The following is a 13,219-nucleotide window of genomic DNA, read 5'->3' as shown; positions in this document are numbered from 1 at the left end:
CAGGTCGCTTCAGACGTCGTCTCAAGGCTCGAAGGGACCGCGCCGATGGCCGCGTTCAAGGAACTGGTGTTCTCCGGCGTGCAGCCGACCGGGAACCTGCATCTCGGCAATTACCTCGGTGCCATCAAGCGCTTCGTCGAGATGCAGGCGCGGTCCGAATGCCTCTATTGCGTGGTCGATCTCCACGCCATCACCCTGTGGCAGAACCCGGCCGAGCTGAAGAGCCAGATCCGCGAGGTCACGGCCGCCTTCCTGGCCGCCGGCATCGACCCGAAGCGCTCGATCGTGTTCAACCAGAGCCAGGTGCACCAGCACGCGGAGCTCGCCTGGGTCCTGAACTGCGTCGCGCGCCTCGGCTGGCTCAACCGGATGACCCAGTTCAAGGACAAGGCCGGCAAGGACCGGGAGAACGCCAGCGTCGGGCTCTACGATTATCCCGTGCTGATGGCCGCCGACATCCTGGCCTACCGGGCCACGCATGTGCCCGTCGGCGAGGACCAGAAGCAGCATCTCGAACTGACCCGCGACATCGCCCAGAAGTTCAACAACGACTTCGCGGAGTCGATCGCCGCGCACGGGCACGGCGAGGGCTTCTTCCCCATCACCGAGCCGCTGATCGGCGGGCCGGCCGCCCGCGTGATGTCGCTGCGCGACGGCACCAAGAAGATGTCGAAGTCCGACCCGTCGGACAATTCGCGCATCAACCTGACGGACGACGCCGACGCCATCGCCCAGAAGGTGCGCAAGGCCAAGACAGACCCGGACGCCCTGCCCTCCGAGGTGGCGGGCCTCGCCGGCCGGCCCGAGGCCGACAACCTCGTGGGCATCTTCGCGGCGCTGAAGGGCGCGACCCGCGAGGCGGTGCTGGCCGAGTTCGGCGGCGCCCAGTTCTCGGCCTTCAAGGGCGCCCTGGTGGAGCTCGCGGTGGAATCGCTCGCCCCACTCGGTGCCGAGATGAAGCGCCTCGTGGCCGATCCCGCCCAGATCGACGCGGTCCTGGCGGACGGCGCCGAGCGCGCCGCCGCCCTCGCGGCCCCGACCCTCGACGCCGTCAAGGACATCGTCGGCTTCGTCCGCCGCGGCCCGACCCTGCGGGCGGTCTGACCCGGCGCCGTCTCGCGTCCGGCCCCGGCCAGCCCGCGGGGGCCGCGACGGGCCCCCTCTCCCGTGCGGGAGAGGTTTGCCCGCGGAAGCGGGCCGGGGTGAGGGAGGCGCGTTGTCCGGATGCGTCGCACCCCTCACCCGGTCGGCTTGCGCCGACTCGACCTCTCCCGGACGGGAGAGGTGATGAGCACCACCCTCCGCGTCATGCCATGCGATTGGATCTGGCGCGGGTGGCACGCCGCGCCCCCTCTCCCGTGCGGGAGAGGGTTGGGGTGAGGGATGCGCGTTGTCCGGATGCGTCGCACCCCTCACCCGGTCGGCTGGCGCCGACTCGACCTCTCCCGGACGGGAGAGGTGATGAGCACCACCCTCCGCGTCACGCCATGCGGTTGGATCTGGCGCGGGTGGCACGCCGCGCCCCCTCTCCCGTGCGGGAGAGGTGATGAGCGCCGCCCTCCGCGCCGGGGAGGCCGGCCCCCGGGAAGTCAGTTGCGGGACTTGTCGACGAGCGCCTTCTCGGAGATCCACGGCATCATGCCGCGGAGCTTGGCGCCGACCTCCTCGATCGGGTGGGCGGCGAGCTTGGCGCGGGTGGCCTTGAACGAGGTCTGGCCGACCTTGTTCTCCAGCATCCAGTTGCGGGTGAAGATGCCCGACTGGATGTCGGTGAGGACGCGCTTCATCTCGGCCTTGGTCTCCGGCGTGACGATGCGCGGGCCGGTGACGTACTCGCCGTACTCGGCGGTGTTCGAGATCGAGTAGTTCATGTTGGCGATGCCGCCCTCGTAGATGAGGTCGACGATGAGCTTCACCTCGTGCAGGCACTCGAAATAGGCCATCTCGGGGGCGTAGCCCGCCTCGACCAGGGTCTCGAAGCCGGCCTTGATCAGCTCGACGAGGCCGCCGCAGAGCACGGCCTGCTCGCCGAACAGGTCGGTCTCGCACTCCTCCTTGAAGGTGGTCTCGATGATGCCGGCGCGGCCGCCGCCATTGGCCGAGGCGTAGGACAGGCCGAGGTCGTGCGCGTTGCCCGAGGCGTCCTGCGCGATGGCGATGAGGGTCGGCACGCCGCCGCCCTTGAGGTACTCGCCGCGCACCGTGTGGCCGGGGCCCTTCGGGGCGACCATCAGGACGTCGAGGTCCTTGCGCGGCTCGATCAGGTTGAAGTGGACGTTGAGGCCGTGGGCGAACAGGAGGGCGGCGCCCTGCTTCATGTTGCCCTCGAGGGATTCCCGGTAGATGTCGCCCTGGAGCTCGTCCGGGGTGAGCATCATCACCACGTCGCCCCACTTGGCGGCGTCGGCGACCGACATCACCGTGAAGCCCTCGTGCTCCGCCTTCTTGGCGGTGGCCGAGCCCTCGCGCAGCGCGATGACGACGTCCTTGACGCCCGAATCGCGCAGGTTGAGCGCGTGGGCATGGCCCTGGCTGCCGTAGCCGACGATGACGACCTTCTTGCCCTTGATGAGGTTCAGGTCGGCGTCGCGATCGTAATAGACCCGCATGGCGGCTTCTTCCTTCTTGGCGTGGTGGCGGTCGAGTGCGCTCCGGCGCCCTCGTTCGCGCGGCCGTGCGATGGGCGCGCTTTTAGCGAGGCGATCCCCTTGACGAAAGGGGCAATCGCCACAGGGCGGGCGTCCCGCGCGGACAACCCGGAGGCGGTGTCAGGCCGGGAGGGGGAGCCCTTCCCGGTGGAAGGCCCGCTGCACGGCCGGGCGGGCCGCCATCGCGCGGGCATGCGCGGTCCAGGCCGGGAAGCGCCCGGCCATGTCGAAGCCCAGCGCCGGGCTCCGGCCCCAGATCCAGAACAGCAGCAGGTAGGGATCGACCACGCTGTAGCGCTCCCCGAGGGCCCAGCCCCCGTTCGAGAGGCGGACCTCCGTCATGGTGCAGAGGTCCCCGTAGGTGTCGGCGCCCCTGGCCCGGATCGCCGCGAGGGCGGCCTCGTCGGCGCTGTAGCGCTCGGCCCGGCGGACATGCGCGAAGGCCGGGTGGTGATTCGTCGAGAGCCAGCCGAGCCACTCGTCGGCGGCGGCCTGCTGGCGCAGCGCCTCGGGCCAGAGCCCGGCCTCCGGGTGCGACCGGGCGATGTGGCGCAGGAGCGCGGTGTTCTCGGTGAGGACCCAGCCCTCCTCGGAGAGGGCCGGCACCCGGCCGCGCTCGTTGATCGCGAGGTATTCGGGGGCGCGCTGGTCGCCGGCCTGGAGGTCGAGCCGCACCGTCTCGAACGGCCGGCCGGTCTCCTCCAGGGCGATGTGCGAGGCCAGCGAGCAGGCGCCGGGGGCGTAGTAGAGGGTGCGGGCGGTCATGCGGCTTGCGTCCTGGTCGGCGTCGGGTCCCGCGTTCGGAGCCTAGAGCGGCTCCGCCCCGCGTCCCATCGCGGCGATGCCGGTGCGGCAGATCTCGACGAGGCCGATCACCGTCATCAGGCGGATGAAGCGGTCGATCTCCTCGGTCGAGCCGGTAAGCTCGAACACGAAGGAGTTGAGCGTCGCGTCGAGGGTCCTGGCCCCGAAGGCGGCGGCGAGGCGGAGCGCCTCGCTGCGGTGCTCGCCCTGCCCCACCACCTTCACGAGGCAGATTTCGCGCTCCAGGGAATTGCCCTGGAGGGTGAGGTCGACGACCCGGTGCACCGGCACGAGCCGGTCGAGCTGGGCCTTGATCTGCTCGATCACCGCGTTGGTGCCCGTCGTCACGATGGTGATGCGGGAGAGGTGGCGCGCCTCCTCCGTCTCCGACACCGTCAGGCTCTCGATGTTGTAGCCCCGGCCCGAGAACATGCCGGAGATCCGGGCGAGGACGCCCGGCTCGTTGTCGACGATCACCGCGAGGGTGTGCCGGTTGACGGTCTCGACCCGGACCGGATCCGGATAGTGGGTGTTCATGGCGTTCATGGTCCTGTCCTCCCCGGCCCCGTCAGACCAGCATCTTGCCTTCCTCGGAGATGACGTCGCCGATCTCGACGCCGGTCTCGCCGAGGTAGTCGGACAGGATCATCTCGTTGTGCGCCTTGCCCGAGGGGATCATCGGGAAGCAGTTCTCGGTCTTGTCGACGACGCAGTCGAAGATGACCGGGCCGTCATAGGCCAGCATCTCCCGGATCGCGGCGTCGAGCTCGCCCGGCTTCTCGCAGCGGATGCCCTTGGCCCCGTAGGCCTCGGCGAGCTTCACGAAGTCCGGCAGGCTCTCCGAGTAGCTCTGCGAGTAGCGCGAGCCGTGCAGCAGCTCCTGCCACTGGCGCACCATGCCCATGTACTCGTTGTTGAGGATGAAGACCTTGACCGGCAGGCGGTACTGCACGGCGGTCGAGAGCTCCTGCATGTTCATCAGGATCGAGGCCTCGCCGGCGATGTCGATGACGAGCCCCTGCGGGTGCGCCAGCTGGGTGCCGATGGCGGCGGGCAGGCCGTACCCCATGGTGCCGAGGCCCCCCGACGTCATCCAGCGGTTCGGCTCCTCGAACTTGAAGTACTGGGCCGCCCACATCTGGTGCTGGCCGACCTCCGTCGTGATGTAGGTCTCGCGGTCCTTGCAGGCCTCGTAGAGGCGCTGCACCGCGTATTGCGGCTTGATGATCGTGCCCGACGGCCAGTAGGCGAGGCACTCGCGCGCCCGCCACGTGGTGATCTTCGAGAACCAGCCCTCGAGGCGGCCCTTGTCCGGCTCGGCCGGCAGGGCACGCCAGGCGGCCAGCATGTCCTCCAGCACCGAGGCGCAATCGCCCACGATGCCGACATCGGCCTTGACGACCTTGTTGATCGAGGAGGCGTCGACGTCGACGTGGATCTTCTTCGAGAAGGGCGAGAACGCGTCGAGGCGGCCGGTGATGCGGTCGTCGAAGCGCGCGCCCATGCAGATCATGACGTCGCATTCGTGCATCGCGAGGTTGGCCTCGTAGGTCCCGTGCATGCCGAGCATGCCCAGGAACCTGTCGTCCGAGGCCGGGAAGGCGCCGAGCCCCATCAGGGTCGAGGTGACGGGAAAGCCCGTCTCGGCCACGAGCTCGCGCAGCAGCCGCGAGGCCTCGGGCCCCGCATTGATGACGCCGCCGCCGGTGTAGAAGACGGGGCGGCGGGCGCCGGCCATCAGCTCGACGGCGGCCCGGATCCTGTCCGCGTCGCCCTTGATCGCCGGGCGGTAGGTCTTGTGGCCGTCGAAGCTCGGGCGCTCGTAGAGGCCGCTCGCGAACTGGATGTCCTTCGGCAGGTCGACGACGACGGGCCCCGGGCGGCCGTGGCTCGCGACGTAGAAGGCCTCGTGCAGGATGCGCGGCAGGTCGTCGATCGACTTGACCAGGTAGTTGTGCTTCGTGCAGTGGCGCGTGATCCCGACCGTGTCGCATTCCTGGAACGCGTCGGTGCCGATCAGGTGCGTCGGGACCTGGCCGGTGATGCAGACGAGGGGGATCGAGTCCAGCATCGCGTCGGTGAGGCCCGTGACGATGTTGGTGGCGCCGGGGCCCGAGGTGACGAGGACGCAGCCGACCTTGCCGGACGAGCGGGCATAGCCCTCGGCCGCGTGGACCGCGCCCTGCTCGTGGCGCACGAGCACGTGCTTGACCGCGTTCTGATGGAAGAGCGCGTCGTAGATCGGCAGCACTGCGCCGCCCGGATACCCGAACAACGTATCGACACCCTGATCCCGGAACGCCCGGATGACCATTTCGGCCCCGGTCATGACCTCGCCGCTCATCGTCTTCCTCCTTGAACCCGTTCTCGAACTCCGTCGCGCATCCGACCCGGCCGCGGGCAACAAAAAAGGGCCCCGATCGGGACCCTGCATGCGCCACCGCCCGGATCGCGGCCCCGTGTCAGGGCCGCCCCGTCAGTGGCGCTTCCGCTACGATAAGGATGTGACGCATCGGGGTGACGTCCGGACCTTCCGGACCCGCCGGGAACGGCGAGTCGCCTAAAAGTGTCGCGTCTCATAGCGGAGGCCCCCAGCAGCGTCAACGGGGTCGGTTCCGGGTTTCGCGCCCGGCCGGCCTCGGTTCCGTGATCGGCGCCTTGATTGCCCCGCTCCCCGGCCCGACCTATCACGCTTGCGGGGCCGCTGGCCCGAAGGAGCTTGCAGGGCCGCTGGCCCGAAGGAGCTTGCAGGGCCGCTGGCCCGAAGGAGACGGCGTTCCCCTTGTCCCCACACCGATCGGCGCAGGCCGAGCCCATCGACAAGACGCCGCCGCCCGCGGGCGCGGCCAACAAGACGCCGCCGCCCGCGGGCGCGGCCTACCTCCTCCTCGACGTGGCGGGGGTGCCCTGCGCCCTGCCCCGGGCGGCGGTGAGCGAGGTCCTGCCGCTGCCGAACCTGTTCCGCCCCCCGACCCTCGGCCCGCTCCTCGCGGGCTTCCTCAACCTCGGCGGCGAGCCGGTGCCGGTGGTCGATCTCGCCCGCCTGTTCGGCCTGCGCGCGGAGGCGCGCGAGCCCGGCGCCTACGATCACCTCGTCCTCGCCGCCGACCGCGCCACCGCCTTCCTGGTCGACCGGGCGAGCGACCTCGTGACCGTCGCGCCGGAGGCGGTCCGACCGGTCTCGGGTCGGCAGACCCTCAACGGCTGCGTCGAGGCCGAGATCACCCTCGGGGACCGCCTCGTCCACGCGCTCGCCCCCGGCCGCATCCTGACGGTCGAGGAGCAGGAGCGCCTCTCCGCCCTCACCCGCGCCGCGCAGGAACGCCTCGCCGCCCTCTCCGCCGGCTGAGCGCGACCCGCATGCGCAAGGCCGCGCGACGCGACCCCCACGGCGATCCCGGCTACGCCGCCCTCAAGGCGCGCATCATCGCGCGCACCGGCCACCACTACTACGCGGACAAGGACGACCTCCTGTTCGACCGGCTCCGCCGCCGCTTCAAGGCCTGCGGCGTGCCGGATTCCGGCGCCTACCTCGCCCATCTCGAGGATCGCCGGACGGGGCCCCGGGAATGGGCGGCCCTCGAGTCCGAGATCACCATCGGGGAGACCTTCTTCTTCCGCTACGCCGAGCAGTTCGAGGCCCTGCGCGACACGATCCTGCCGGGGCTGATCGCGGCGCGGCAGGCGGACGTGACCCTGCGGGTCTGGAGCGCGGGCTGCTCGACGGGGGCCGAGCCCTACTCGCTGGCGATCCTGCTGCACGAGCTCCTCGGCGCGGCCCTGCCCGACTGGCACGTGGCGATCACCGGGACCGACATCAGCCACGCGGCGCTCGCCACCGCCCGGGCCGCCGAGTACGGCCGCTGGGCCATGCGCACCCTGCCCCCCGAGGAGCGCCAGCGCTACTTCCTGCGGCTCCCGGCCCAGCCCGGCCCCGCCCGCGAGGGCACCTACGTCCTGCGGCCGGAATTCCGCCGGATGGTCCGGTTCGAGCGCCAGAACCTGATGAGCCTGATCGAGGCGGGCGGGCCGGCCCCGACCCCCGATTTCGACCTCATCCTCTGCCGCAACGTGCTGATCTACTTCCACGCGGACACGGTCGCGGCGATCGTCCGGGCCCTGTCGCGGCGGTTGCGGCCGGGCGGCTGGCTGCTGATCGGCCATGCGGAGCCGAACCCCGCCTTCGCGGGCTGGCTCGCCCCCGTCAACCTGCCCGGAACCGTCGCCTACCGGCGCCGGGAGGACGGCGCGGAAGTCCTCGTGGCGCGCCTGCCGCCGCCCGAAGCCCTCGCGGCCACCGGGCCCGCCGCCCCTCCGGCCCGCGCGCCCGTGGCCCCGCCCGCGCTCCCGGCTGAGCCCGTGCCGCCGGCGGCGACGGACGGGCCGGACCGCGCCGTGCCGCCGGCGGCGCCTGCGCCAGCAATCCTGCCGGACCCGGCCGCGGCGATCCGCGTGCCGCCCGATCTCGTCGGCGACGGCCTGCCCCTGCCCCCCGACGAGATCCTGGCCCGGATCCGGACCCTGGCGGATGCGGGGGAGACCGCCGAGGCCTGGCGCAGCACCCGCGCGGCCCTGACCGAGACGCCCACCGACGCGCGCCTGCGCTTCTACGAGGGACTGCTCGCCCGCAGCCTCGGGCGCGAGGCGGAGGCCGAGCGCAGCCTGCGGGCGGCGCTCTACCTCGACCGCGGCTTCGTCATGGCCCATTACCACCTCGGCCTGCTCCTCGCCTCGGCCGGGCGGCTCCCGGCGGCGCGCCGGGCCCTCGACAACGCGGCCGGCTTGGCGCAAGCGCTGCTGCCGGACACCGCGGTGCCCGAGGGGGACGGCGCGAAGGCCCGGCAGGTGGCCGAGAGCGCGCGCCTCGCCAGGGCGGGATTGAGTTAGGGAGGCCCTGGCGTGGTCGGGACGGCAACGGGGGACGGCCCGGCGGGCAAGGCTTCGGGCGGCAAGAGCGCGGGCGGCCAGGACGCGGGCGAGATCGAGCGCGCGGCGGATGCGGGCGAGGCCGAGCGCGCCAGGACCCTGCGCGCGGCGCGGACCGCGGCCCTGGCCCGGCGCGGGAGCGAGCGGGCCGGCGGTGCCGGGGTCGAGGCGGCTCCGGGAATCCTCGTCTGCACGGGCGGCGGCGAGCGCTACGGCCTGCCCATGGCGGCGGTCGCGCGGGTCCTGCCCGCGCGGCCCTGCACCCCGATCCCCGGCGCGCCGCCCGCGCTCCTCGGCATCGTGGCGCTCTCGGGCGGCATCGTCAGCGTGATCGGCCTCGCGCGCGCGCTCGGGCGCGGCCCGGCTCGCGATCCCGCGCGCGATCCCGGCGGCGAGCGGGCCGAGGAGGGGCATCTCGTGGTCCTGCGCGGGGGCGCCGCCCCGCTCGCCCTCGCGGTCGACCGGGTGCTCGGCGTCGCGCGCCTCGACGGCGGCTCGGCGGACCCCGCGGCGAGGGACACGGCAAGTGACGCGGCCAGGGACGCGGCAAGGGACACGGCCAGGGACGCGGCGGCGTCCGCCCTCGGCGCATTCGGCGGATTGGGCAGCGAGGCCGTTTCGGGCTATGGCCCGGCGGAACGCGGCGCGGCCGGGCTCGGTGATTTCGTGGTCATCGACCTGCCGCGCCTCCTGCGGCGCTACCTGCCGTGACCCCAGCCTGGAATATCGCGGCCCCGCGGGCCTTCCTGCCCGCCGCGCTGCCGGATGTCGGAGCCTGACGCGTGTCGATCTCGATCGGAAACCGGATCCTCCTCGGCTTCGTCGCCATCACCCTCGTGATCGTGGCGCTCGGCATCTACGCCCTCGGGCAGATCGGCGCCGTGCGCGACACCACCGACGCCATCGTCAGCCGGGACCTCTCCGTCGCGCGCAAGCTCGACGACCTCGGCAACCGCTCCCGCGACATGGGCATCCTGCGCCGCAACGCCGTGATCGCGGCGATCTCGGGCAAGCGCCCCGCCTCGGACCAGGAGGACCCGGCCGCCGCCTGGCGCCGCGCGGCGGGCGAGACCGAGGCGCTCCTGGCCGCCCTGGCGCGCACCACCGACGAGTACCGGGCGACCTCGGTCTCGCCCGAGCGCGCGGTCGTCTGGCGGCGCCTCAACGAGGCGGCCAACGGATCGGTGGCGAGCTTCCGCCAGCTGCGCAGCGGCGGCGAGGCGCAGCTCATCGCCATCGCCGCCAAGGACATCGAGGCGGTCGAGGCCCGCAACGACGAGCTGACCCGCAGCCAGGACGCCTTCCTGCGCGGGGTCGACCGCACCCGGGACCTCCTCGACGAGGGCATCGCGGCGGGCCAGCGCGGGGTGCGGGACATCTACGAGCGCAGCCGGCTCTCGATCATCCTGACCCTGCTGGCGAGCGTGGTGCTGTCGATCCTCGTCACGATCCTGATCAGCCGGGCGGTGGTGCGGCCCCTCGAGAAGGTCATGGAATTCGCCGACCGGGTCGGCTCGGGCGACCTGTCCGGGACCCTCGACATCCGCGCCGACGACGAGATCGGGCGCCTCGGGCGCACCCTCAACGGCATGGTGGCGGGGCTCGCCGACCTCGCCCGCACCAACCGGGCCGCCACCGCCGACCTCAATGCCGCCGCGGCCGAGATCCGGGCCTCGGCCCAGGAGCAGGCGGCCAGCGTCGAGGAGCAGTTCGCCGCCGTGCAGGAGACCGCCGCGACGGTGGACGAGATCACCCATTCGGGCGCCCAGATCACCAAGCGCGCGGGCGAGGTCATCGCCACCGCGCAGGCCACCGCCCAGACCTCGAAGGCGGGCCTGCGGGCGGTGGCCGACACCGCCCGGGCCATGGAGGCGATCCGCGAGCAGGCCGAGGCGGTGGCCGGCAACATCGTGGCGCTCTCCGAGAAGACGCAGACGATCGGCGAGATCATCACCACGGTGAACGACATCTCGGAGCGGACCCACCTCCTGGCGCTCAACGCCGCCATCGAGGCCGCGGCGGCGGGCGAGGGCGGGCGCAGCTTCGCGGTGGTCGCCGCCGAGATGAAGCTCCTGGCCGACCAGGCCAAGGGCGCCACCGCCCAGGTCCGCACCATCCTGGGCGAGATCCAGCGGGGCATCAACACCTCGGTGATGCTGACCGAGGAGGCGGTCAAGCGCGCCGCCACCGGCAAGACCCGCTCGGACACCACCCAGAGGGCCATCGAGGAGATCACGGCCCGGGTCGAGGAGAGCGTGCAGACCTTCCAGCAGATCGTCGCCTCGACGAACCAGCAGCAGCTCGGCATCGAGCAGGTGATGGGCGCGCTGCAGAACATCCGGCAGGCGAGCCAGCAGACGGCCGCCGGCACCCGCGAGGTCGAGGCGGCCTCCGCCAACCTCACCGAGCTCGCCCAGGCGCTGATGGCCCTGGCCGAGCGCTACCGGCACTAGGGCACCCGTACCCCCGCGATGGATATCCGCCAGCAGCTCCTCGCGGCCTTCGAGGTCGAGCATCGCGAGCATATCGACGCGATCCGGGCGGCGCTGGCCGGCGGCGCGGAGGGACGCCCGCCGGACTGGAACGACATCTTCCGCCGGGCCCACAGCCTGAAGGGGGCGGCGCGCGCCGTCGACCTGCCCCCGGTCGAGGCCGTGGCGCACCGCCTCGAGACCCTGTTCGAGCGGATCGTGGCGGGCGCCACGCGCCTCGACCGCGAGGCCACCCGCGCGACGCATCTCGCCCTCGACCGGATCGAGGCCTACGTCGCCGACCTCAAGACCACCGCCGCGCCCGCAATGCCCGGGGACGCCCTCGCGGCACTCGACGGGCGCCTCGCCGCCGGCCCCCCGGCGGAGCCCGAGACGGCGCCGGCAGAGCCCGGACCGCCATCGGCGCGGCCCGAACCGAGATTGGCGCGGCCCGAGCCCGAGCCGGCGCAGCTTGAGGCGAGTTCGGCGCAGCCCGAACAGACGTCGTCGCAGTCCGAGCCGGCGGTCGATCCGGCCCTCGCGCTGCTGCGGGTGCCGGCCGACGCGGTCGAGGCCCTGACGCGGGCGACGCACGAGCTGACCAGCACCCTCGGGGGCGAGGGGCTGGTGGCCGACGGCCTGTCCCGGCTCGGCCGGAACGCCGCGGAGCTGCGCCGCCGGGCCGAGGCCACCCGCGAGCGCGGGGCCCTCGCGACCCTCGCGCGGGTGCTGCACGAGCAGGGGAGCGAGGCCGGGACGGCCGCCCTCGCGGCCGTCCGGGCCGATCTGCGCGCCCTGGAGGCGGCCCTGGCGGTGCTCGGCCGCGAGACCCTGGACCTGGCCCGGCGGCAGACCGGCGTGGCGAGCGCCGTCGAGGGCGCCGCCGCCCGGATCCGGACCCAGGCGGAGCGCCTCGCCCTCGTCCCCGCCGAGACGGTGTTCGGCGGCTTCGCCCGCTCCCTGCGCGAGACCGCCCGCGAGCAGGACCGCGAGATCGAGGTGAGCGTGCGCGGCCTCGACCTGCCGGTGGACCGGGGCATGCTCCAGATCCTCAAGGACCCGGTGCTGCACGCCCTGCGCAACGCGCTCAGCCACGGGGCCGAGGCCCCGGAGGCGCGGCGCCGGGCCGGCAAGCCGGCGGCGCTGACGATCGCCTTCGAGGTCGCCGTGCGGGGCGGGCGCCTCCTCATCGCGGTCTCGGACGACGGCCGGGGCCCGAACCTCCCGGCGATCGAGGCCACCGCCCGCGCCCGCGGCCTCCTGGCGCCGGGGGATGCCGCCGATCCCGACACTCTGCTCGGCCTCGTCTTCGAGCCCGGCTTCTCCACCGCCGCCTCGGTCGACACCCTGTCGGGGCGCGGCTTCGGCCTCTCGGTGGTGGCCGACGCGGTCCGGGCGCTCCGGGGCAGCGTGCGGCTGGAGCCCCGCGCGCCCTGGGGCACCGCCCTGACCATGAGCCTGCCGCTCTCCGCCTCGCGCCGCAGCGTGCTCCTGGTCGAGGCGGGGGGCGCCACCTTCGGGCTGCCGGGATCGGGCGTCGAGCGCCTGCTGCGCCTCGACCGGGCGGCGCTCGGCCGCGCCATGGGCCGGGCCGTGGCCCGGATCGAGGGTCCGGGCGGGGCGGAGCTGAACCTGCCGGTGATCCCCCTGGCGGATCTCGTCGGGCTGCCCGCGCGGGACGCCGCGTCCGAGACGACCCACCTCACCGCCCTGCTGCTGCGCGAGGCGGGCGAGCGCTTCGTCCTCGCGGTCGACCGCCTCGTCGACGTGCGCACCCTGCTGGTGCTGCCCGCCCCGCCGATCGGCGCCGACGCGCGGCTGTTCTCCGGCACCGTGATCCTGCCGGGGGACGTGCCGGCCCTGGTTCTCGACCCCCAGGGGGTTGTCGATCGCGTCGGCGAGACCAGATCCGCCGGCGGGCCGCCCGGTGGGGCCGCCGCGGGTGCGTCCGAGCCCCGCGGGGACGCGGGCGGAACGATGCCGGGAACGCGACGTTCGACGATTCTTGTCGTCGATGATTCCATCACCACGCGGACGTTGGAGAAGAGCATCTTGGAAGCGGCCGGCTACCGGGTGGTCGTCTGCGTCGACGGCCAGGACGCCCTCGATCGCCTGCGCGCCGCGATCGAGACCGTCGATCTGGTCGTGGCCGACGTGGAGATGCCGCGCCTCGACGGGTTCGGCCTGCTCAAGGCGCTGCGGGCCGAGGACGCCTTCGCGCGCCTGCCCGTCATCCTGATGACCTCCCGCGGCGATGCCGAGGACGTGGCCCGCGGGCTCGACCTCGGCGCCGACGCCTACCTGACCAAGCAGAAGTTCGACCAGCGCCAGCTGCTCGACACGATCGGGCAGCTCCTGTGACGGCGCGCG

General features: G+C 73.1%; 10 protein-coding genes. 6 read left to right on the top strand and 4 right to left on the bottom strand.

The window, feature by feature from the left end; translation table 11 throughout:
* Positions 1-45 precede the first annotated feature (45 nt).
* The gene (gene trpS, locus F6X51_RS19355) at positions 46-1,104 is read left to right on the top strand and encodes a tryptophan--tRNA ligase (RefSeq protein ID WP_150965315.1); all 1,059 of its coding nucleotides are present in this window, start codon (positions 46-48) and stop codon (positions 1,102-1,104) included.
* Between the two features lie 485 nt (positions 1,105-1,589).
* Here the strand turns inward: trpS and ilvC are convergent, their stop codons facing one another.
* The 4 genes from ilvC to F6X51_RS19335 all read right to left on the bottom strand — a co-directional run bounded on the left by ilvC (position 1,590) and on the right by F6X51_RS19335 (position 5,796).
* Positions 1,590-2,609 (bottom strand): ketol-acid reductoisomerase, encoded by a 1,020-nt coding sequence (ilvC, locus tag F6X51_RS19350; protein ID WP_150965314.1) that lies wholly within the window; start codon positions 2,607-2,609, stop codon positions 1,590-1,592.
* 159 nt (positions 2,610-2,768) lie between these two features.
* On the bottom strand, positions 2,769-3,413 hold the full coding sequence (locus F6X51_RS19345) for a glutathione S-transferase family protein (RefSeq protein ID WP_150965313.1): 645 nt from the start codon (positions 3,411-3,413) through the stop codon (positions 2,769-2,771).
* Positions 3,414-3,455: 42 nt separating this feature from the next.
* Positions 3,456-3,998: an acetolactate synthase small subunit gene (gene ilvN / locus F6X51_RS19340; RefSeq protein WP_150965312.1), complete on the bottom strand. Its 543-nt coding sequence runs from the start codon at positions 3,996-3,998 to the stop codon at positions 3,456-3,458.
* A gap of 22 nt (positions 3,999-4,020) precedes the next feature.
* Complete coding sequence (locus F6X51_RS19335; protein ID WP_150965311.1) at positions 4,021-5,796, bottom strand: acetolactate synthase 3 large subunit; 1,776 nt, start codon at positions 5,794-5,796, stop codon at positions 4,021-4,023.
* 438 nt (positions 5,797-6,234) lie between these two features.
* On the opposite strand from F6X51_RS19335, the gene F6X51_RS19330 reads away from it, so the two are divergent.
* From F6X51_RS19330 to F6X51_RS19310, 5 genes are all read left to right on the top strand, one after another.
* A complete protein-coding gene (locus F6X51_RS19330; RefSeq protein WP_281407652.1) occupies positions 6,235-6,801 on the top strand; it encodes a chemotaxis protein CheW in 567 nt (188 codons plus the stop codon).
* Positions 6,802-6,812: 11 nt separating this feature from the next.
* The gene (locus F6X51_RS19325; protein WP_150965310.1) at positions 6,813-8,339 is read left to right on the top strand and encodes a CheR family methyltransferase; all 1,527 of its coding nucleotides are present in this window, start codon (positions 6,813-6,815) and stop codon (positions 8,337-8,339) included.
* A 12-nt stretch (positions 8,340-8,351) separates the two neighbouring features.
* The gene (locus tag F6X51_RS19320; protein ID WP_407658645.1) at positions 8,352-9,089 is read left to right on the top strand and encodes a chemotaxis protein CheW; all 738 of its coding nucleotides are present in this window, start codon (positions 8,352-8,354) and stop codon (positions 9,087-9,089) included.
* A 71-nt stretch (positions 9,090-9,160) separates the two neighbouring features.
* Positions 9,161-10,831 (top strand): methyl-accepting chemotaxis protein, encoded by a 1,671-nt coding sequence (locus tag F6X51_RS19315; protein WP_150965309.1) that lies wholly within the window; start codon positions 9,161-9,163, stop codon positions 10,829-10,831.
* An 18-nt stretch (positions 10,832-10,849) separates the two neighbouring features.
* Positions 10,850-13,210: a hybrid sensor histidine kinase/response regulator gene (locus F6X51_RS19310; RefSeq protein WP_150965308.1), complete on the top strand. Its 2,361-nt coding sequence runs from the start codon at positions 10,850-10,852 to the stop codon at positions 13,208-13,210.
* Positions 13,211-13,219 lie beyond the last annotated feature (9 nt).

This window comes from Methylobacterium planeticum (genome assembly GCF_008806345.1).
GTDB classification, from domain to species: domain Bacteria; phylum Pseudomonadota; class Alphaproteobacteria; order Rhizobiales; family Beijerinckiaceae; genus Methylobacterium; species Methylobacterium planeticum.
The sequence above is the reverse complement of the archived record's forward strand: the minus strand, read 5'-3'. Positions and strand labels throughout refer to the sequence as shown.